18 protein-coding genes, 1 tRNA gene and 2 pseudogenes are annotated in these 20050 nt (G+C 53.9%); 12 read left to right on the top strand and 9 right to left on the bottom strand.

Annotated elements, in window-relative coordinates:
- Together PG887_RS18535 and orn are read right to left on the bottom strand one after the other, a co-directional pair.
- Nucleotides 1-76, bottom strand: a tRNA-Gly gene (locus PG887_RS18535).
- Between the two features lie 177 nt (nucleotides 77-253).
- Complete coding sequence (gene orn, locus PG887_RS18530) at nucleotides 254-799, bottom strand: oligoribonuclease (RefSeq protein ID WP_041215717.1); 546 nt, start codon at nucleotides 797-799, stop codon at nucleotides 254-256.
- 91 nt (nucleotides 800-890) lie between these two features.
- Here orn and rsgA point away from each other — a divergent pair, with 91 nt between their 5' ends.
- The 5 genes and pseudogenes from rsgA to PG887_RS18505 all read left to right on the top strand — a co-directional run bounded on the left by rsgA (nucleotide 891) and on the right by PG887_RS18505 (nucleotide 3732).
- Nucleotides 891-1925, top strand: a complete 1035-nt coding sequence (rsgA, locus tag PG887_RS18525) for a small ribosomal subunit biogenesis GTPase RsgA (RefSeq protein ID WP_039040203.1) — start codon at nucleotides 891-893, stop codon at nucleotides 1923-1925.
- A 29-nt stretch (nucleotides 1926-1954) separates the two neighbouring features.
- Nucleotides 1955-2827, top strand: coding sequence for an archaetidylserine decarboxylase (asd, locus tag PG887_RS18520; RefSeq protein WP_042014303.1), 873 nt, complete (start codon nucleotides 1955-1957; stop codon nucleotides 2825-2827).
- Nucleotides 2824-3072, top strand: a complete 249-nt coding sequence (locus PG887_RS18515) for a VF530 family DNA-binding protein (RefSeq protein ID WP_219604473.1) — start codon at nucleotides 2824-2826, stop codon at nucleotides 3070-3072. Before asd ends, PG887_RS18515 begins: the two co-directional genes overlap by 4 nt.
- A 4-nt stretch (nucleotides 3073-3076) precedes the next feature.
- Nucleotides 3077-3328, top strand: a complete 252-nt coding sequence (locus tag PG887_RS18510) for a DUF2960 domain-containing protein (protein WP_010675489.1) — start codon at nucleotides 3077-3079, stop codon at nucleotides 3326-3328.
- 2 nt (nucleotides 3329-3330) lie between these two features.
- Nucleotides 3331-3732 (top strand): annotated as a pseudogene (locus PG887_RS18505) (hypothetical protein).
- A 96-nt stretch (nucleotides 3733-3828) separates the two neighbouring features.
- On the opposite strand, the gene PG887_RS18500 reads toward PG887_RS18505, so the two are convergent.
- Complete coding sequence (locus PG887_RS18500; RefSeq protein WP_029314787.1) at nucleotides 3829-4323, bottom strand: hypothetical protein; 495 nt, start codon at nucleotides 4321-4323, stop codon at nucleotides 3829-3831.
- A 166-nt stretch (nucleotides 4324-4489) separates the two neighbouring features.
- Here PG887_RS18500 and PG887_RS18495 point away from each other — a divergent pair, with 166 nt between their 5' ends.
- A complete protein-coding gene (locus PG887_RS18495; RefSeq protein ID WP_270822526.1) occupies nucleotides 4490-6463 on the top strand; it encodes a sensor domain-containing protein in 1974 nt (657 codons plus the stop codon).
- Between the two features lie 68 nt (nucleotides 6464-6531).
- Here PG887_RS18495 and rraB read toward each other — a convergent pair whose 3' ends face one another.
- The 6 genes from rraB to PG887_RS18470 form a co-directional block, all read right to left on the bottom strand.
- On the bottom strand, nucleotides 6532-6867 hold the full coding sequence (gene rraB / locus PG887_RS18490; protein WP_010675493.1) for a ribonuclease E inhibitor RraB: 336 nt from the start codon (nucleotides 6865-6867) through the stop codon (nucleotides 6532-6534).
- A gap of 980 nt (nucleotides 6868-7847) precedes the next feature.
- The gene (locus PG887_RS18485; RefSeq protein ID WP_223956814.1) at nucleotides 7848-10223 is read right to left on the bottom strand and encodes a hypothetical protein; all 2376 of its coding nucleotides are present in this window, start codon (nucleotides 10221-10223) and stop codon (nucleotides 7848-7850) included.
- A complete protein-coding gene (locus PG887_RS18480) occupies nucleotides 10216-12282 on the bottom strand; it encodes a site-specific DNA-methyltransferase (RefSeq protein WP_236276214.1) in 2067 nt (688 codons plus the stop codon). Before PG887_RS18480 ends, PG887_RS18485 begins: the two co-directional genes overlap by 8 nt.
- Nucleotides 12283-12366: 84 nt before the next feature.
- On the bottom strand, nucleotides 12367-12942 hold the full coding sequence (locus tag PG887_RS18475) for a LexA family protein (RefSeq protein ID WP_223930744.1): 576 nt from the start codon (nucleotides 12940-12942) through the stop codon (nucleotides 12367-12369).
- A gap of 161 nt (nucleotides 12943-13103) precedes the next feature.
- Complete coding sequence (locus PG887_RS22745) at nucleotides 13104-13586, bottom strand: HEPN domain-containing protein (RefSeq protein WP_406568724.1); 483 nt, start codon at nucleotides 13584-13586, stop codon at nucleotides 13104-13106.
- A 169-nt stretch (nucleotides 13587-13755) separates the two neighbouring features.
- Nucleotides 13756-14139 carry a hypothetical protein gene (locus PG887_RS18470; RefSeq protein ID WP_223937829.1) on the bottom strand — a complete coding sequence of 128 codons (384 nt, stop codon included), beginning with the start codon at nucleotides 14137-14139 and terminating at the stop codon, nucleotides 13756-13758.
- 310 nt (nucleotides 14140-14449) lie between these two features.
- Here PG887_RS18470 and PG887_RS18465 point away from each other — a divergent pair, with 310 nt between their 5' ends.
- The 6 genes and pseudogenes from PG887_RS18465 to PG887_RS18440 all read left to right on the top strand — a co-directional run.
- Nucleotides 14450-15010 (top strand): hypothetical protein, encoded by a 561-nt coding sequence (locus PG887_RS18465; protein WP_223930719.1) that lies wholly within the window; start codon nucleotides 14450-14452, stop codon nucleotides 15008-15010.
- The gene (locus PG887_RS18460) at nucleotides 15007-15309 is read left to right on the top strand and encodes a YkvA family protein (RefSeq protein WP_161506900.1); all 303 of its coding nucleotides are present in this window, start codon (nucleotides 15007-15009) and stop codon (nucleotides 15307-15309) included. Before PG887_RS18465 ends, PG887_RS18460 begins: the two co-directional genes overlap by 4 nt.
- A 22-nt stretch (nucleotides 15310-15331) precedes the next feature.
- Nucleotides 15332-15952 (top strand): hypothetical protein, encoded by a 621-nt coding sequence (locus PG887_RS18455; protein WP_202007595.1) that lies wholly within the window; start codon nucleotides 15332-15334, stop codon nucleotides 15950-15952.
- The gene (locus PG887_RS18450) at nucleotides 15949-16383 is read left to right on the top strand and encodes a DUF2787 family protein (RefSeq protein WP_005348337.1); all 435 of its coding nucleotides are present in this window, start codon (nucleotides 15949-15951) and stop codon (nucleotides 16381-16383) included. Before PG887_RS18455 ends, PG887_RS18450 begins: the two co-directional genes overlap by 4 nt.
- Before the next feature lie 651 nt (nucleotides 16384-17034).
- Nucleotides 17035-18276, top strand: a complete 1242-nt coding sequence (locus PG887_RS18445) for a tyrosine-type recombinase/integrase (RefSeq protein ID WP_270822525.1) — start codon at nucleotides 17035-17037, stop codon at nucleotides 18274-18276.
- A gap of 310 nt (nucleotides 18277-18586) precedes the next feature.
- A pseudogene (locus tag PG887_RS18440) lies at nucleotides 18587-19960 on the top strand (PAS domain S-box protein); the annotation flags it as partial.
- Nucleotides 19961-20050 lie beyond the last annotated feature (90 nt).

Below are 20050 nucleotides of genomic sequence, written 5' to 3'. Positions count from 1 at the left end.
TGGAGCGGGAAACGAGACTCGAACTCGCGACCCCGACCTTGGCAAGGTCGTGCTCTACCAACTGAGCTATTCCCGCAAAACCTGAAAACAGACCGTACAGCATTTGGTTGCTTGCGCTACTGTACGGGAGCCGAATTATAAGAGCAGACATTCCAATTGCAAGGGCTTTTTTGTCTGGTTGCAGCCGTTCGCTCAAAAGCTGGCCGAACTGCTGATTTTAGCAACCGAACGACGGCAAACCCTTGCCAGCCACTCAGATTTTGAAGACGTGGGTGCGGTAGAACTGCAGTTCGGCGATGGATTCGCGGATGTCGTCCAGCGCCTGGTGGGAGCCGCTCTTCTTGAACTGATCCAGCAGTTCAGGCTGCCAGCGACGGACCAGCTCCTTGATGGTGCTGACGTCCACGTTGCGGTAATGGAAGAAGGCTTCCAGATCGCTCATGTGCTTGACCATGAAGCGGCGATCCTGGCCGATGCTGTTGCCGCACAGGGGGCTGGTGCGCTCCGGCACCCACTGGCGAATGAAGGCGAGGGTCTCGGCAACGGCCTTGGCCTCGTCGTATTGACTCGCCTTGACCCGGGCCACCAGCCCGCTCTTGGTGTGGGTGTTGACGTTCCAGTCATCCATCTTGCCCAGCTCTTCCTCGCTCTGGTGGATGGCGATGACCGGCCCTTCGGCCAGCACGTTCAGGTCCTTGTCGGTGACGATGGTGGCGATCTCCAGTACCACGTTCTCTTCGGGGTCCAGACCCGTCATCTCCATGTCGATCCATACCAGGTTCTGCGCGCTGACTGTCATGATTGCTCTCTCTATTGGGAGGAATGGCGGAATTTTGCCAATTTGCATGTATCATACTGGCTTTGAATCTGTTCATAAACTGGCAAACCCCGTGGCAAAGAAAGCAAAACTCAATCTGGGTCAACAAAGGCGCGTCCAGGCCAACCGCGAGCGGCGGCTGCAAAAAGAGCACACCACAGTGGTAGATGACACCCTGTTCGGCCCCGCCATCGAAGGGGTGGTGATCAGCCGTTTCGGCCAGCATGCGGATGTCGAGGCAAGCGATGGTGCCATCCACCGCAGCAACCTGCGGCGCAGCAGCATCAGCAGCCTGGTGTGCGGCGACAAGGTGGTGTGGCGCCCCGGCCTCAATGCCGCGACTGCCGGCGTCATCGAGGCGGTGCACCCGCGCCACTCGGTGCTGACCCGGCCGGACTTCTACGACGGGGTCAAACCCATCGCCGCCAACATCGACCAGATCATCATCGTCTCGGCGGTGATGCCCGAGTTCTCCACCAACATCGTCGACCGCTACCTGGTGGCGGCAGAAGATGTGGAGATAGCGCCCCTCATCGTGCTGAACAAGGTCGACATGCTCGATGACGCGGCCCGCGCCCGTATCGAGCACCAGCTCGAGACCTACCGCAAGCTCGGTTACGAGGTGCTGCTGGTGAGCTGCGAGAGCGGTGAGGGCATCGACGCCCTCAAGGCGGCGCTCACCGACAAGATCAGCATCTTCGTGGGCCAGTCCGGGGTGGGCAAGTCGTCCCTCACCAACGCCCTGATGCCGGGGCTGGACGTGCTCACCGGCGAGATCTCCGAGAACTCGGGGCTCGGCCAGCACACCACCACCACGGCGCGGCTCTACCACTTCCCGAGCGGCGGCGATCTCATCGACTCCCCCGGGATCCGCGAGTTCGCCCTCTGGCACCTGGAAGCCGACCGCATCACCTGGTGCTTCGTCGAGTTTCGCGACTACCTGGGTGGCTGCAAGTTCCGCGACTGCACCCACAAGGATGATCCCGGCTGCGCCCTGCGCGCCGCGGTCGAAGCGGGCGCCATCAGCGCCGATCGCTTCCACAACTACCACCGCATCCTGGAAACCATGCAGGAAGCCCGCCACGGTCGCCAACAGGCGCGGCTGTGACCCGTTCAACTCATTCCCAGATGAAGATCATGAGCATCACTGACAACCTGAAAATTGCCGGTCAATACTGCCTGCCCAAACACGCCCTCTCCCGCCTGGTGGGCAAACTTGCCGCCGCCGAAGCGGGCAACCTCACCACCAGGGTGATCGAGGCCTTTATCAAGCAGTACCAGGTCGACATGAGCGAGGCGCTGCACGAGAGTCCTGCCCACTACAAGAGCTTCAACGAATTCTTCACCCGCGAGCTCAAGCCCGGCATCCGCCCCGTGGTGGAAGACGCCATGACCCTGGCCCTGCCGGTGGATGGCACCGTCAGCCAGCTCGGGCCCATCAGCCAAGGTCGCATCATCCAGGCCAAGGGCCACGACTACAGCGCCCGCGAGCTGCTGGGGGGCTATGAGGATCTGGTGGCCCCGTTCAAGGATGGCGACTTCGCTACCATCTATCTGGCACCCAAGGATTACCACCGCATCCACATGCCGCTGGACGGCGTGCTGGAGAGCATGGTGTTCGTGCCGGGGGATCTCTTCTCCGTCAACCCCCTCACCGCCGAGAACGTGCCCAACCTGTTTGCCCGCAACGAGCGGGTGGTGGCCACCTTCCGAACCCCCCACGGCCCCATGGCCCTGGTGCTGGTCGGTGCCACTATCGTCGCGAGCATCGAAACCATCTGGGCCGGCAACATAGCGCCGACCAAAGAGAAGAAGGTGGTGCGCTGGGACTACACCGGCGATGAAGCCATCACCCTGCAAAAGGGGGCCGAGATGGGCCTGTTCAAGCTGGGCAGCACAGTCGTCTGCCTGTTTGGCCCGGGCATGCTGGCCGGTTTCGAGCCGCACCTGGCCAATGGGGTCACCACCCGCATGGGTCAGCCCTTTGCCACCCTGGCGGCGCAGGCATGAGCGCTCAACCCGCTTCCCAGAAGAACAACCCGCTGCACGGGCTGACCCTGGAAGCCATCGTCACTGCTCTGGTCGCGCACTATGGCTGGGAAGCGCTGGGGCAGCAGATCAATATCCGCTGCTTCACCGATAATCCCAGCATCAAGTCCAGCCTGAAGTTCTTGCGCAAGACCCCCTGGGCCAGAGAGAAGGTCGAAAGCCTCTATCTGTACGTCCAGCGCAAGCAGGCCAAAGAGAAGGAGTGACGCCATGGCGTTCAAGATTACCTACACCTACAAGAAGCAGGCCAGGGAGATTGGCTACGCCAACGACAAGTTCAACAGCATCTACGATGCCGTTGCCGCCGCCGAGGGGATCGATCTGACCCGCTTCCACGCCATGGAAGAGCAGCTGGCCCAGGTGTGCCGCCGCGACAAGAAGAGCGTGAAGGATTACCGGGAGAACTACTTCAAGGAGCTGGGCTTCTCCAACATCGTCATCGAGAGGGACGCCAAGGAGTAACCATGCGCACCCTGACCCTGATGGCCGCCTCCCTGCTGCTGGCCGCCTGCAACACGACACCGAGGGAGCCCCTGGTCGGTGCAGATCGCGACGAACATGGCTGCATCGGCAGCGCGGGCTATCAGTGGTCGGCGCTGGCAGGCCAGTGCGTGCGGCTGTTCGAGCAGGGCATTCGCCTCAATCCGACCGATGCCGGTCAGACCGTCAGCGCCTTCGTGCTGTTCAATGCCGATCAGAGTCAGGCCGAGCTGACCCTGCCAGAGGGCGAGCCAATTCGGCTGATCCGCCAGGGCGAAGAGGGCAACTAGTCCTGGCAAGGCGGCAACTATCAGCTCTTCCCCTGGAAGGGCTATGTGCTCAAGTCCGGCGACCATGTGCTCTATCACGGCGATCTGATCCCCTGATCCTCTGGCATCCCTCCCCTCACGCCCTGATGGGCGCAGAGCAGGCATAAAAAACCCCGTTGCACGCAACGGGGTTTTTCATGATACCCGGCAGGATCAGTTGCCGAGGGTGGAGAACAGGCTCTGTTCCAGGCTGCCGCGGGAGACGCACACCGGGGTGATGGAGGGAGCCAGCACTCGCTCGCCGGAGGACTCGACGAAGTAGAGCTGGGTATTGCCCTTGACATTCACGGTGGCGACGCTGTTGTTGCCGCTCTGGGTGATGATCAGGTTGATCTGCAGGTTGGGGTTGCCCAGCGCCACCTTGGACCCCATGGTGCCGCAATCCAGCCACTCCAGACCATCGGCCGAGTTTTCCACGTTGGCGGTCATCAGACCGGCACCACGCTGGCTGTTCTCGATGTTCAGGCCGTGATCGCCGAACCACTTCTCGGCACGGGCCCACACCAGATCCACCGGGATCGCCATCTCCTGGGTGTTGTTGGTTGCCTTGGCAACCGGCGGGGTATAGCGATACTGCTCGCCGCCGTTGTTGTCGCTCGCACAACCCACCATCAACAGGGCCAGGGCGCCCCCCATTATCTTCTTCATGCTGCTTCTCTCATCCATAAGGCCATAGGCCGACCGGCGGCTATTATGGCGATCGCGACACAGGCTGTCAGCAGGGATCCGCACAAATGGCGTACTCTTAACCCAGGCTTTACAAAACCCACCTGTTATCATAGATTTGCTCGAAGTCTCCCCCGTGAGTGCTCTCGTGACTTCTTCGCTCTCCCTGGCGCTGCTGCAGCAGATCATCGACCAGTTACCCATGAATATCTTCTGCCGGGACAAGCACGGAAGGTACCTGTTTGCCAACAAGGCATTCGCCAGAGAAGCCGGCCTGCAAGACCCGAGCGAACTCATTGGCAAGAGCGATGCCGAGATGCCCTGGGGGGATGTATTCCGGGAGGAAGATGACCGCCTGCTGGCCGACGGCAAACCCCTGCTGCACCAGCAGCTCCATTGCCACAGCGGCGAAGGCGCCAGCTGGATGGAGATCAACAAGGTTCCCCTGTATGACGAGCACGGCGATCCCATCGCGCTGTTTGCCATGGTCAGCGCCATCGATCAGCGCAAGGAGCTGGAGCAAACCTTCCGCCAGCAGCAGTTGCTGCAACGCCGCCTGCTGGATGCCATTCCCGACCTCATCCGTCTCGAGGATCACCAGGGCGTGCTCATCGACTGCAACCAGGCCTTTCTCGACTTCATGGGGCTGGTGGCAAGCGAGGCTCTGGGTCGGCGCGTCCCGCCCCGGCTGCCCGTCGAACAAACCCTGGGTCAGGGGGAGTATTGCGTGGTGGATGCCCAGGGCAGAGGCCGCCATCTGGAGGTCACCCGGGTCGAGGTGCCGGATGACGAGGGCAACTCCCTCGGCATTCTGACCCTTAGCCGCGACATCACCGGGCTGCGCACCACCCAGGCCCAGTTGCAGCAGGAGCAGCACTACGACAGCCTGACCGGCCTGCTCAAGCTCTCCCACTTCCTCCAGACCAGCCGTCATCTGGGCGCCCGCAAGGCCAGCCTGCTGCTAGTGGATCTGCAACATTTTCGCGAGATCAACGATCGCTTCGGCATACGGGTCGCCGACCGCCTGCTGAGCCAGGTGGCCCGTCGCCTGCAACGACTGGCGCCGCCCCAGTCCCTGCTCTGCCGGGTCGCGGCGGATGACTTCGCCCTGCTGCTGCCCGAGCTCCCCCTCTCTCTGGATGCGTGGAGCCGCAACCTGCAGCAGGAGCTGATGACGCCCTATCAGGTGGAAGAACACAGGATCCAGATCCCGGTGTTCCTCGGCATCGCCCATGGCAAGGCCAAGGATGCCGAGCGTCTGCTGAGCCACGCCGAGGCCGCTCTGGCCCAGGGCAAGCGCCAGCAGCAGCACTGCACCCTGTTCGACCCCGCACTCGATGCCAAGCTCAAACGCCGCCAGCTCATCGCCGCCCAGTTGCCACTCGCCATCAAGTCCGCCGAACTGACCGCCGTCTACCAGCCCATCATCTGTACCCACAGCAACCGGCTGCACGGGGCTGAGCTGCTCTGCCGCTGGCCCCATCCCGAATTCGGCATGATCTCCCCCGATGAGTTCATCCCGCTGGCGGAGGAGCTGGGGCTCATCGGCCAGCTCGGCCAGCTGATGCTGGAGCTCGGCTGTGCCCAGCTTGCCCGCTGGCAGGTGGCGGCCCCGGATCTGGTGCTTTCCATCAACCTCTCACCCCTGCAGTTCCGCGATCCCGAGCTCTGCCCGCAGATCTTCCACTGCATCGCGCGCCACGGGCTCGCCCCCTGGCAACTGGAGCTGGAGATCACCGAAGGGGTGCTGATGAAGAATGCCGACGAGATAGAGAGCAACCTGGCCAGCCTCATCGAGGCGGGCTTCCAGCTCGCCATCGACGACTTCGGCACCGGCTACTGCTCCCTCGCCTATCTTCCCAGGCTGCAAGTGGCGACCCTCAAGCTCGACAAAAGCTTCACCCAGGGGCTGGCCACCAACCAGGCCACCACCGCCATCGTGCGTTCCGTCATCGGGTTGGGCCATGAGCTTGGCATCAAGATCACCGCCGAAGGGGTGGAGACACCGGAGCAGCAGGCCTGGCTGGTGCAGGTCGGTTGCGATCGGCTGCAAGGCTATCTGTTCAGCCGCCCCCTCCCACCGGCCGAGTTTGCCCGCAGCTACCAGCTGCCGGAGCAGTAAGCCAGCAACAACAAGGCCACCCGAGGGTGGCCTTGTTGTTTTTGCAAAGCGTACGTGATCTGGCGCACTTACTCCTGGAAGTAGGTGCCCCAGCCGTCGTAGTCCACCCCGTATTTCTCGAGGATGGGCAGCATCTTCTCGATGTCGGCGACGATGGTGTCGATGTCCAGCTTGCACTCCACCATGGCGTCGAAACAGAAGATGGTGGCGCCGTCGTCCAGCTCCATCTCCTCGGCGTCGGTCACTTCGAAACCGGCCTTGAACAGATCGACCGCCGCCTTCTCCAGCAGATCGAACTTCTGGCAGGCAAAGTGGTGCTCAATCTCGTAATCCAGATCCGGGTTGCTGCCATCGGCCAGCAGCTCGTTGACGATGGCGGCGGTCTCTTCGCGCCACTCTTGCATATTGGTATTCATATAAACCCCAGGCGGTGTTGGATGGATGTCACCCCTGCCAGCCGCGTCGGCCCGGACCATGGCCAGGGGATGAGTGCGGCAAAGCATACCCGCAGAGCGCGGCAGGCTCAATCGATGGGCCAAGATAACTGGCGCCTCTCCCGGCTTGGCGCCAGCGGGCAGCCCTCGGCACGTCAGGCAGCTCGCCCCCTTCATGATGTTCTGTTGGCCGTCGGCCCACCCTGCCCCGCAGGCGCCCCTCTTTTCATGGTTAAAACCGGGAAACCGGTCCAATCACGGGAAGATTGCTCGGATATCGAGCGAACGGTACATCAATCTGCGGCCTGTGGTTGACACCTCAGTCCAGAAAGGGTTTAATGCGCACCGTTGCCCAGATAGCTCAGTCGGTAGAGCAGGGGATTGAAAATCCTCATGACAGTTTCCATACCACCGCTCTGGACAGCACACCCCACAAGGCTTCGCTTACAATGCGAGGCCTTTTTGTTTTGTGCGTCTGGTCAATCTCTGGCAAGGTTGCTCACCGAGCTCGGGATTCATAATCCCCGCCCCTCTGCTCCGCTGCTTCATCTGACAACAGATGACAAAATGCGCATGCCCCCTCCCCTGCAATGACCTCCGCTTTCCACGAACAACGCCTTCCCTCCCAGCCAACTCTTGTGTGATACCGCTTATGTGATACTGGTTGTGTCGTGAGCCGGATCCCCGCTACTATCGGCTCGCCATATGAGCCGAATGTGCGTTCGATTCGGCTCATATGCGACGTTGTTTTGGGCAGATCAAGGTGATGCCGTTAGAGTAGTGATATTGGTCAATGTGCATGTTCTAAACCGACGATTATTCAGGTCTGACTGAGGGAGGCATTATGCCTCCCTCTTTTAATTGGATGTAGCAGTTACCTTTGAGGAAAATGATGAAAAATGTATGTAGTCTCCTTTTCCCATCAAATTACTTGTAGCTATAAACGTTGCTCATTTAAGACATTCCTTCACAGCCTTATCAAGATCGGCTACGTGGATTGGTGTCGGAGTGCCGGATTTCATTTTCCAGACTGTGTACCCCCCTTTTATTGCCTTACCGCGTAATGCTGTCTGCTTTCCCTCAGTAATAAAACGAACGAGCAACCTTGTTTTCCCATCCTCCTGGATATCAAAGAGTTTACGAGCTACTGCATCGGTCAAAAGGTGTCCACCTTTAGTATCCAGACAATAGATGAGATCCTCTTTCCATACGATGAAATCAGGGTAGAAGGAGGCTGTATCACCTTCGGAAAGCAGCGGTATATGGAAACCTCCACTGCTCGGATTACGATGCCAAACATAACCTGACTCATCGAGAGCCGACGCGAATGGCCCCTCTAACTTATTCATACCAGCATATTTCTCATAGAGGGCGTTTTGAAATGTAGTCGCATTCTTAGCGGTACGAACCACCCCAAACCGGAATGGGGCCTCGGTCTCATACGCAAGTTCAGAATAGGAGTAGTAGGTTGAGACGATTTCTGCTGCAAGCTTGGTTGCGTAGCGTTCTGCTGGGCTTTGTATTTGCACCCTGACATCGAATTTCGGGTCATTGAGATCGGTCACAGCCAAAGCTCGATTGGAGCGTGCTCGAATTGCCGTGTTTACTAGCCAGCGGAGCCGTACTGGATTGGTATGTCCATCAGCCTTCCACTCTGCGCTCCCACCCTCCTTAGCCAAGCCGTCAAGCTCAATGATTTGGGATGCCGTGTGTGCTAGCCCCAAAGTGTCCGCGCCCCCCTCAGCAAACACAGGAAAGTCAGCAACTATTTCAGCGATCTGCATGCATGCTTCCGAAGCATCGACATGCACCTGATGGATGACTACATCCAATCCATCCTTCGGGGTCAGGTCCTCCGCGCCTCCGGCTCCACCACCGAAATTATCAGTTATCTCAATTGGAGCGCCCTCTGCTCTGAGTTTATCTTTGACAGCGCCAATCGCATCGGCGAAAACGCTTTGGCTATCTACACGAAGGAAAAAGTGGGCAGCGTTAAGCAGAGGTGAATCATAGTGTTTTGCATTGTACTGTCGCAGGACGCGTCCAATAATTTGCTCCACTTGAATTGAAGAGCCCATACTCTTATCGATGTAGGCAAGATAACACGCAGGGTCATCCCAGCCCTCTTGTAGCGATAGATTAAAAATGATGTGCTTGTAATCTCCGGCTCGGAAATCGTCGAAATCATTCTCGCCCTTGGAAAAGAGATTGACCGCATCGGGCTTGTTCCCGTCAGCGAATGATAGGTTGGCGTAGATGGCAATATCTTTTGGATCGATGCCTTTTTCCTCTACAAGATACCTCCAAATACGGATGGGGGGGGCTTTACGGTGCTCAAAGGGCTTTGTATGGTCATCCTTCTCACCATCGTCTGTAATGTTAGTTTTGCATACGTATATAGCCTTCGGTTTAAAGCTGAGGCTTCGTGACTTAATCTCGTCTTCAATGATCCCCAGACGTTTGTGGAGGTCATCTAAGCATTTTTCCATGGGCGCTGTTGTCCCATCGAACTGAATAGCCCTCTTGACTAGTTCCGCTGCAACTACTTTTGCGCTATCAACCGCGGTTGTGACAAAGCGTTGTGCATCTGGAGCGCCATCGTCATCAACAGCCCCAAGGTTTAAAAATGCATTACCGTCATCCGCGGCCTCATCCACCCACAGTCTGATGGGCTGGATTACTGCCTTGTTAAAGTTTGCAGGCAGCTTTAAGGTCGCGCTAGCGAGCATGTATGCGTCAGGCTCTAATTCCGCAAGGATCTCTGACTGTTGCTCTGAAAGGTTATGTCCCTCGTCATAAACGATGATCAGTGGACGACGTAGGCCGCTAGATTCTCTGGCTATAAGTCGTTCCCATGGAGAGCTATCACCGAAAAGGTCCGCGTCTTTCTTATATATGTTGAGGCTACCCTCAGATTGGTCACGGTTATTGAACAGACCTGTGGTCGCTAAGATCATAAGTGGCGTCGATCCATCCTCAATGTGTGCAGGAGTAAGCTGGCCGATACCGATAACCGAAAAACCGTCTACGATCTCGGCATATTTTCCGCCGGGACAAAAATTGGCATAGGTTTGTGCAACGACCGACTTCGCCTTTGACATCCAGAAAACAATCGGCTCACATGCGAAATGAGTCCGCATAAGCGACACCGCTTGGGCGAGTACCGGGGTCTTACCTGCCCCTGTCAGGGCAGAGAGTGCTTGAAAAAAAGGACGGGGCTTGGTTCCCTTTCGCGGCCTGTAAGGATGAGCAGCAAAAAACGCATAGCGGTCGGTAATAGTCTTTGCTGCGTCAGATTGGAATACCTTTAACTCGAAATCAGGCATCACTCGCTCCCTCGTTGTTGTATGAATCCTGACGAGGATTGAATCCGATGTGCTCAAGAACCCTGTCGGGGATTTTGTAGAACTCGATACTACTGCCGGTATACGGAGCCATCGATGCATAAACGTGATAACGCAGAACCAGCCCAGCTTGTTTTGCTTCCTCTGCGATCTCGCGAAACGCCGTTTTGTCGAGGAGAGACGGCTTATCTGGCGTTTCCCAAATCAGGAAAAAGCCCTCATTGCGTGAATTAACTGCAAAGAGATGCTTATATGACCCAGCAGGGAGCCGACGGAGATAGGACTTTGCTTTTTCAGCCCTATCCCAATAACTAGTCAGGAGTAGATCTATCATTTCCTCACGAGCAAGGGTATTGACAGCTTCGGCATCAATTTTCTCTCGTCTCAATTCAATGAAACGAAATCCGCTGACAATAGGCTTGGTGGGTCCACTTGCCCATTGGCCTGTGATCACACGCTTGACTCTATCAGCCGTAAGAGATGATGCATAGTGATCGCCCTTCTCGGTGTTTCCTTGCTCTATAAGGATGAAGTTCCGTTCCGCCCCTGTCTCTGCATTCAATTCCAATACGGCATGTCCAGTAGTTCCTGAACCAGCAAATGGATCTAAAACTAATCCATTTGGTTTGCACCACAGTTGAATAATTTTCTTGATCAGACGCAACGGCTTAACAGTTTGGAAACCATGATTCTGCCCAACAACCGCGGTAAGTTCTTTGATTCCTGACTGACTATGACCAGATTCTGTATAAGCCCATGATGAGCTACCAATTTCGAAAGGCGAATCATAATCTTCGCTCGCCCACCATGAGAGTGGAACCTTTCCTTTCTTAACATCCTTTAGGTAGGTTTTTAATCGGGGTGCGCCATCTCCCTTTTTTGTGAAAAAGAGTTTTGGCCATTGTCCTCGCTCATATATTTTTTGCGCAGTAAACCTAGCTTTTTGGAGTAAATCGTCGCTATTTATTGGTTGGCCATTAAGGAATTTGCACCCTTTTAAAACTAACGCTTTTACACGGGTTTGCTTTCCTACTTTGTTTATGAAAACAACATTATCATCAATGATTTTTTCTTCGTATTCAGATCCCCACTCTTCGAGCCAAGCTTTCATTGATGCTTTAGCTGAGCGCCAATAATTTGAGCCAGGATAGTGCATCTCTCCCGTAAATGGTGATTGAATTCCATAGGCAGATTTTGCATCACCACTGGAAGCAGTCGGGTTTCCTCCTGTTTTTTTACTATCCCACAGACCTTCTGGATCACCGTCCGGATTCCCATAAATTGAATCCATTGCCTCTGTTCGTTCTTCAAGGTTAGTCTTAGAACGATCAGCCTCTTTAGCATAGATAAGTACATATTCAGTGGCTGTGGAAATATGTTTTGAGTCGGATTTAGGGGCGTAAGATTTTTGCCAATTGATAATGCCAATGCGGTTTTCTTCTTTGAAAATCTCATCCATCAGCATACCAAGGCGATATAACTCGCGATGGTCGATACAAATCGCAATGACGCCGTTTGGCTTTAACATTTCTCGCATCATCCAGAGGCGAGGCGTCATAAATTTTAGCCATTTGCTATGACGAGAGCCATCATCCTTTGGAACTAGCTCACCAAGATCGGGGTCGTTGGGATCTTTGTCCCACTTATCGTTATAGCGGAAATCCTCTCCCGTATTGTAGGGTGGGTCTGTTACGATAAGATCGACTTGTCCCCGATGTTTATATAGCGTTACCATTGTTGACAGATTTTCGCCATCCCAAATCTCATTTTGGGCCAGTGCACTTTCGTCTTCGACAGAATATTTTTTGACTATGCGATGCAATTTCGGCTTTACCTGGCGGATGATCTGCCACGGAGCAGTTCGCCCTGTGTAGTTCATCACGATCCCATGACGCCCAGCCTCAACATTAGCTGCATCGTGTGCTTGTAAAAGCCGGATTAGAGCAGATCGAGGTAGGCTGTCGTAATGGCTACTTAGCTCTGTCGAATTTGGGGCGCTTTTATCAGGCGGCGAGCCTACTACTGACTGCTGGTTCGTCATAATTAATATTCCATTTAGATATCTATTGTCATCGCGAACTGTATCTGCTCAGCTAGGCTTAACCTGTTCGCGAACCATAAAAACTTACGCATACTTTCTGAAAGCACCGACCACAAGACCAAATATCTCCAAATGGTCATGGGGTCGAATTAGTGGGAACGCCTCGTTACCAGGCCGCAGATAAAAACCCACCTTGTCTTGTTCCAAGTACTTTACAGTGAACTCGTTGTCGACAATAGCAACTACGATATCCCCCAGTTTGGCGGGAGCACCTTTCTTTACGATCACGGTATCGCCTGACATCAGCCCAGCCTCGATCATCGACTCGCCGTCAACAGTCAACATCACTGTTCGCGAAGGAGTATCTATCAGATAATCATCAATCGAGTAGGTTTCGACCAATGAGTCGTTGGCTGGACGTGGAAAACCGGCCTGAATGGTATCTGCTATATCGCGCTCAAAGAAGCGTTTACCCGGTTGAATGCGGCGATCTGGGGCGTAGGCGAGATAACCTAACTCCATCAGCCGTCCTACCATGGCGGAGACAGCAGATTTCGATTTCATCCCAACCAATGTCCCCATCCCAGAGAAGGATGGCAGGATGCGATGCTTCGCATAGTAGTCCTGTAGTTTGGTGAGATACTCCTTGTCACGGTTCATGCATATCTCCTCACAATAGACATGATTCTATAGAACTTTCGTTCCATTGCAAGTATCCATATCGAACGAACCGACATCGATCATACATCGAGTCTGAAGCGACCCCAGCTCCCTACATACATCATATCCTTAAAATGAGTTAACTATTGGGCACATTCCCCCTATGACAGTTTATTGATGTCATTCAGGAAATGCTTTAATGATGAAAGTCGATTAAATAATATGTGATAGTCCTCTCTGCCGACATCAAGCATAGAATATGAATCATACTTTGGAAAATAAGCTGGATATCTGAGGTTATTATGAAGGTAGTTGTACTTTGTATCAACCAACACATACTCAGCCAACTGTTTAGACACTTGCTGTTGAATTATAGGATCTGAACTTATAACTTTAATGAGAAAATCTATTGCAGAATCTAAGGAATGATTTCTGTTCTCATCTCTAAAATATTTGACGTCTGCGTTTACCAAACTAAATATTTTTGCTCTTATATACTTCTCCATAGACTGGATAATGAAATAGCATGCCTGTCTATAGCAATCAACCTGCGATAGCTTCTCTGCTGCAATCTCATCCGAACGGGCTAGATCTAAATACTCTTTTGAAACGTTGACTTGTCGCCTAAAAGTCCCAACCTTCATACTTCAACACTCGAAGATAAAACGTATCAACCAATATAACTCTCACATCCAAATGAAGAAATAAAAATTCATAAAAAAAGCTAGGTCGCTCACAAAGATAATTCATCCTGCATCCACTGTTGACTATAGTGATTGTAACCCCTAGCGTTGAGCTCTAGGGGTTACTTATTCAAGATATCTGTAGAGAAACTTTAGCTAGCCGTTTCTTCGCTTTTACGCATTGGAACAACTTCCGACAGGTTCTTAACTCTTCAGGGTACCGCTGTGGGTAGCTCTTGATGGCAGGGATTAGCTCTGGGATTATGCGCACAATCAGTCGCCCCAACTTAACCTTCTCCTTGCGAGTTGCCAGCCGCCGTTTGAGTTTGTATGCGTAGAATCGCTCTCCAATAAAGACATCATCCAACTCAGCACCAAATATAGATCTCAAAGCACGATAAATCCTCTCCTCAAATGAATTCAAATCGAACATTTCACGATGATCACGACTTACGATTTCATTGATCTGGTAGGCATCCATTGGATTGATGAACAGGTTTGTTATTTTGAACATGATTGTCTCCTTTTAAAATATGAGTAGTGGTTTCCCATGTCTGTTCAAAAATATATTCACCTACCTATCAACACAGTTCTCATGCTGTCATCGTCAGTTATAATCTACGGTTCCAGCTAAAAAAGTAAATAGGCATTCTTGAATATTAATCTTCACTCATTTACTCGCGCGCGCGAATAACCTCATGGGGGTATACAATATCAATATTTAAAACATGCCTGCCACCGAATAACCCGCAAGCTTAAACATATATAAATTCTTTGATATCTAATAACCATTTCGGTTATTTAAATTCAAAGGAGAGATATCCATGTCTGAACTTTCATTATTCGATGCCATTGGCGAAGGCAAAAACGCGACTCAGGATTATCTGGATACCCTGTCGCGGGCACTGCTGCGCCATCATCAACTGGTCAAAGCTATCCGCATCCACGGTCGTTATGTACCGGAATCGTTGCCAATGCCCGGTCTGCCGGTACTGGTCGCCATCTTCAGTCACACCAACACTTACACCTTGCACCAACTGCCCTCTAATCAGATAGGGCAGTTGGTGCTATCGATAGCTCGCTTCTCCGGTCAGGCAACCCACGACCTGGACAACGGCATCTTTGAGGAGGTGTGGGACATGGGGGACAGCAGCTTCACCACGGACAGCGCCGAGCAGGCCGTCTACTGGTTGCCGTTACCGGAGCGCTGGATCGCTCTGGAGGGCACACAAGTGGTGCTGCACGATAAAGACCATCCGGTGTTCAAGTTGCTCAACGTCACCGCCCGGAACGCGGGTCCGGTCCTAGATATCTGCGATGGTGTGGTCAGTCTGGCGCTAGCGTCAGATTGGGATGGGGAGCGGGATGGGGAGTGGGCCGCATGACCGAGATCAACCGCTCCTCGTTACTCGCCAAGCTCAAGCATATCAAGGGCATGAAGCTGCTGATTGAGCAGGCCGTCTTGCTCTACCTATTGATGACCGACGAGCAGACGCCTGTGTGGGTCAAGACCATCGTGGTCAGCGCACTCGCCTATTTGCTCTGTCCGGTCGATGCCGTACCGGACTTTATCCCCGGCGTCGGTCTCACCGATGACTTGGGGGTCATCAGCGGTGCCATTGCCTCGTTAGGCAGTCATATCCATCAAGGTCATCGCAGCAAAGCGGCTGACTTCTTCAAGTAATCTCTTCATAAGGAATTTCATCATGGCTAAAGCCACACAACCGGCAGCCTCTGCTGCTCCGGTCTGGACTGTTATTAAATCCTCCAAGGCCCCGAAGATAAGCGCTCGGGCCAGTGGTTTGCTGCACTACGACGTGGGCAAGAACGATGAAGGTCGCTATGCCCTTCGCATTACCGCCAACGACACGGGCGGCCTGTTCAGCAAGCACTGGTTATCGCTCGATGACATCCTGGCACTGCTGGATATCCTCAAGGATGCGCCATTCAAATCGGTGGCGCTCAGGGCGCTGTTTGTTCGAGGTAGTGCCAATAACCACGGTTTCCTCGCCGCCATCCTGCGGGCTGAAAAGTTGCTGGTCGCCGCCGAGCCCAACTCACCGTTCCACCGGGTCGGTCTCTCTCTGTGCGACTGGTCAGCACAGTTGGAGGAACCGGCCAATATGGATAAACAGGCTCGCAAGGGAAAAGCCAAGGGGCAGAAGGGCCAAGATGACACGACCGATGAGAAAACCATCGAGAAAGGCAATGAGCCCCCGTTTTTGGAAACAGCCAACGACCAGGCCGGTTTGTCAGACAAGATGGATGAGACCGGGGGTGAAGTTGAAACCGCAGACCCGGCGGCCAGTGAGGAGACCCTACCATGAGCAACCGTGACATAGCACTGAACTGGCAGGGGCTCTCCCTGCCGGTTTCACGCCAGCTCGCCGTATGTCTGACCGACCTGCTGAACGGGCACCATCCCGCATGGCCGCAAGCCCGCGCCGTCACTATGAACTTTCGTGATCCGGATTATGGCCCGGAGAGTGGTGGCTTTCATCCGGTGGAAATCCGTCTGCAACGGCAAGGAAATCTATGGTCCTTGGTCTATATCACGGATTTTTCCTATGTCGGCATGGGCGATTATGCCGAATTGGCCAAGGAGGTCGATTTTGACTTCTCAAGCCAGGAAGGGCTCGTTGCCTATGCGCATGTGGTGCCGTTGTCTGAGCTGGGTGAGTTCTATGAATTATGGGAGGGCAATTTCCTTACCTACCTGTCGCTGGGTGTCTATGCGATCACGGTAGCCACTGGATAATTCCCCCCCCCCTTACTTGCGCAAATTTCACGGGGTTACGGGGTTGGCGTCGATTTACCCAATCTCTCCAAGGGAAAAACGCGCCCCGTTTCCCTCCGTTAGTGCGGGGCGGGCACGGGGCTCGCCGTGAATGTGCGGGGCAACCCGACCTCTTCATTCACTCCCCCCATTACTTCCGCAAATTTCGCGGGTTCACGGGGTTGAGATGGAAAAGCCCAATCACTCAAAGGGAAAAACCAGCCCCGTTTCCCCCCGCTCACACGGGGCGGACACGGGGCTCGCCGTGACATTGCGGGGCAACCCGACCTATTCATTAACTCACCCATTATTTCCGCAAATTTCGCGGGTTTACGGGGTTGAGATGAAAAAGCTCAATCCCTCAAAGGGAAAAACCAGCCCCGCTCCCCCCCGTTCGTGCGGGGCGGACACGGGGCTCGGTAGCATTTTTACGGGATCGGACCGGGTAGCGACCGGGGCGGCCATCTGCTCACTCACCTTTCCCGCGTTGTCATCGTGCCGGGCCAGTCAGGCAAAGGCGCGATGAGCAACGACCATTTTGATCGCCAAGCCAGAGACGGGGATTGGACCTCCTTTCCACTGTGAAGGGGGCTTATGCCCTGTTGCACCAGCTCACATTTTGAGGAGCGAACCATGAACGAAACACCCACCCGCTTTAAATTTACCAACCGACGGATTGCCGAACTGCCACCAAACCCAGATGACGCCCGCAGTACCGAAGCGGAGTATTCCGATACCGAAGTGACCGGTCTGCGCTGTCTGGTTGGCAAAGGGGAAGGTCGCCGCAAGTTCCTGCTGCGTTATCAGATACATGGGCGCAAGCGGGCCATTGCCCTGGGGCACTATCCCACGTTGGATGTCAGCGTGGCTCGCAAGCTGGCGCTCGACTACAAACGCAAGATCGCCGAAGGCGTTGACCCGCAACAGGTCAAGGAAGACAAGCGCAACCAGAAGACCCTGAGCAATTTGTTTCAGGAGGACTATCTCCCCTATCTGCAATCGCGAAATCGCAGTTGGAAGACGGACGAACATCGCTTCCGTAATCACCTACGGCCAATCTTCGGCAATCTGATCCCGGAAGAGATCACCGTTACCCGCATCCAGAACATGCAACAAATGTTGCTCAAGCGCCTCACTCCGGCCACCTGCAATCGCGTATTAGCATTGCTCAAGGCCATCATGACCTGGGCCGCCCGTGCCGGGCTGATTAAAGAGAATCCCGCAGCCTTGGTGTCATTGCTGCGAGAAAACAATCGGCGCGAACGCTACTTCACTCCAGATGAAATCCGTCGCCTGTTCCGGGCCGCTGATCAACATGAGAGTTTCTATACCGGTCAGTACGTCAAGATGTTGCTGCTCACCGGCTTGCGCCGGGCCGAGCTGGCAAGGGCCAAATGGCAGCACTACAACAAGGAGGACAAGACCCTATACATTCCCCACACCAAGAACGGCCATAGCCGTGTGTTGCACCTGAACCATATGGCGGTGGAGCTGTTGAACTATTTACCGGTGACAGAGGGAAATCCCTACCTGTTTCCCGGCAAGCGGCAAGGGCAGCCATTGCAAAATCCCACCAAGGGTTTTCAGCGGATGCTGGCGCGAGCCGGTATAGATAAGGAGGGGGTTTGCTTGCACACCTGTCGTCATTCGGTCGCAGCACTGATTGTCTCCAACGGCGGCACCCTGTTTGATGTGCAATCCCAACTAGGCCACCGGAGCAGTCAGACATCACTGCGTTATGCTCACCTGCATAACACTCGGATGCAGCAGACCAGCCAAAAAATAGCCAACTGCATCCATGATGCCCTGACCAGTTCAGTACCATCCAAGCCGCTGCCGCTTCCCGAAGAGGGCGAGTGGGTTCAGGCCAGCTAGGTATGTCGGTATCTCACGGCAGTGTGAGATACCGACATTGCGGCTTAACCGCCCAAGGCGCGGTTTAATCTCACGCTCCTCACCAGCAGCCACAACCTCACCGAACGGGTCTCCCTGGTCTGCTCAATCGCTTCTCACTGGTTGATCACACCGCACCTCCCCCTATACAACAGTGAAAGCTGGTACCTAAATTGCCTGACCACCTAGTACTGCATTCGAAGGAGGGAGAATTAAAAAATTCAACAATTGAGACCTATGACATTAATTTTAAAAAGAAATTTGCCCATCAAGTCCACCACTGATATTTATTATGGTTATCTTTTTCGGCAGGCAACAGGAGCTACCGAACATGGCGACTTATCCAACTCCACCAGATGAAGCAGAGCGGCTCAATCTGCTACATGCTCTCAACATCCTAGATACCCCATCAGAGGAAGTTTTCGACCGTATAACCCGATTAGTTGCACGTATTTTAGATGTCCCGATTGCATTGGTTTCACTCGTCGACACTGACCGACAGTGGTTCAAGTCGCGGATAGGTATTGATGCAAATGAAACCCCGCGAGAAGTTGCTTTTTGTGCTCATGCCATAGCGCAAACAACACCGCTGATCGTGACAGACACAAAGCAAGACTCCCGTTTCATGAGTAATGCTCTCGTAACGGGGAATCCGAATATTCGCTTCTATGCCGGTGTGCCTTTACGTAGTATCGGCGGGCTCTCAATAGGCACATTATGTGCTATCGACTCCAAACCTCGACAATTGAGTTCTGATGAGATAAGCATTCTAGTTGACCTTGCCGCACTCGTTAGCAAAGAGATGCAAATGCGTGAAGCGATGCTGTTGAGTCATGCTCGTTCCGAACAAGCCATACAGGCCATGGAGGATGTCGAAGCGCGTTTCAGGACGATATTTGAACGTGCAGGCATAGGTATTGCTATGGTTGCACCAGATGGCGGATGGCTACGTGTCAACGATGCGTTATGCCAAATTGTCGGTTACAGCCAAGATGAACTCCTCAAGCTCACATTTCAGGATATCACCCACCCAGACCATTTAGATACTGACTTATTCCTGTTACAGCAATTAATTAATAATGACATCGATCACTATCAGCTGGAAAAACGTTTCATAACCAAATCTAAAAGTTCAGTTTGGATACAGCTAATAGTCACCAAGAAATTGAGTAAAAACGGTGAGCTAGAGTACTTCATTTCAATTATCAAAAATGTACAGGAGCAGAAGGAAGCAGAAGCATCTTTGGCTGAGCTATATAAGGAATTAGAGAACCGAGTAGAGACAAGAACGAGAGACCTACAATTAGCCAATGAAATGCTATCCTCTTCTATCGCTCAGCAGCTTCAGTTTGAGCAAGAGTTACGTAGACACGAAGCTGAACTGCAAATGGTGCTCCAAAACGCTAACGATGCTTACGTATGCATTGATCACCATGGCATGATCCGCGACTGGAATCAACAAGCAGAGCATACCTTCGGTTGGAGTCGTGAAGAAGCAATTGGCCGTCCACTGGATGAAACGATCATCCCGGTCTCAATGCGTGAGGCTCATCGAACAGGGTTAGCAAGCTATCTGACTACCGGTAAGCACCATGTCATCAATCAACATATCGAACTGACAGCAGTACGCCGCGATGGCACAGCCTTACCTGTTGAGGTACGGATCAGACCTTTATTCATCCTGATTACCCATGACCCTCAGCCAGCTTCAAGAGCCGATATGGCATCGGAGGGCTTGCCACGACTGCATGCCCCA

This window comes from Aeromonas sp. QDB14 (assembly GCF_027707845.1).
Taxonomy (GTDB): domain Bacteria; phylum Pseudomonadota; class Gammaproteobacteria; order Enterobacterales; family Aeromonadaceae; genus Aeromonas; species Aeromonas caviae.
Note: the sequence above shows the minus strand (reverse complement) of the source record. Positions and strands in the feature narration are given on the sequence as shown.

What these genes read in the sequence shown, in the direction of transcription:
- orn (WP_041215717.1), bottom strand. Translation starts at nt 799, where the DNA reads ATGACAGTCAGCGCGCAGAACCTGGTATGGATCGACATGGAGATGACG.
- asd (WP_042014303.1), top strand. Translation starts at nt 1,955, where the DNA reads ATGAGCATCACTGACAACCTGAAAATTGCCGGTCAATACTGCCTGCCC.
- PG887_RS18515 (WP_219604473.1), top strand. Translation starts at nt 2,824, where the DNA reads ATGAGCGCTCAACCCGCTTCCCAGAAGAACAACCCGCTGCACGGGCTG.
- PG887_RS18510 (WP_010675489.1), top strand. Translation starts at nt 3,077, where the DNA reads ATGGCGTTCAAGATTACCTACACCTACAAGAAGCAGGCCAGGGAGATT.
- PG887_RS18500 (WP_029314787.1), bottom strand. Translation starts at nt 4,323, where the DNA reads ATGAAGAAGATAATGGGGGGCGCCCTGGCCCTGTTGATGGTGGGTTGT.
- rraB (WP_010675493.1), bottom strand. Translation starts at nt 6,867, where the DNA reads ATGCAAGAGTGGCGCGAAGAGACCGCCGCCATCGTCAACGAGCTGCTG.
- PG887_RS18485 (WP_223956814.1), bottom strand. Translation starts at nt 10,223, where the DNA reads ATGCCTGATTTCGAGTTAAAGGTATTCCAATCTGACGCAGCAAAGACT.
- PG887_RS18480 (WP_236276214.1), bottom strand. Translation starts at nt 12,282, where the DNA reads ATGACGAACCAGCAGTCAGTAGTAGGCTCGCCGCCTGATAAAAGCGCC.
- PG887_RS18475 (WP_223930744.1), bottom strand. Translation starts at nt 12,942, where the DNA reads ATGAACCGTGACAAGGAGTATCTCACCAAACTACAGGACTACTATGCG.
- PG887_RS22745 (WP_406568724.1), bottom strand. Translation starts at nt 13,586, where the DNA reads ATGAAGGTTGGGACTTTTAGGCGACAAGTCAACGTTTCAAAAGAGTAT.
- PG887_RS18470 (WP_223937829.1), bottom strand. Translation starts at nt 14,139, where the DNA reads ATGTTCAAAATAACAAACCTGTTCATCAATCCAATGGATGCCTACCAG.
- PG887_RS18465 (WP_223930719.1), top strand. Translation starts at nt 14,450, where the DNA reads ATGTCTGAACTTTCATTATTCGATGCCATTGGCGAAGGCAAAAACGCG.
- PG887_RS18460 (WP_161506900.1), top strand. Translation starts at nt 15,007, where the DNA reads ATGACCGAGATCAACCGCTCCTCGTTACTCGCCAAGCTCAAGCATATC.
- PG887_RS18455 (WP_202007595.1), top strand. Translation starts at nt 15,332, where the DNA reads ATGGCTAAAGCCACACAACCGGCAGCCTCTGCTGCTCCGGTCTGGACT.
- PG887_RS18450 (WP_005348337.1), top strand. Translation starts at nt 15,949, where the DNA reads ATGAGCAACCGTGACATAGCACTGAACTGGCAGGGGCTCTCCCTGCCG.
- PG887_RS18445 (WP_270822525.1), top strand. Translation starts at nt 17,035, where the DNA reads ATGAACGAAACACCCACCCGCTTTAAATTTACCAACCGACGGATTGCC.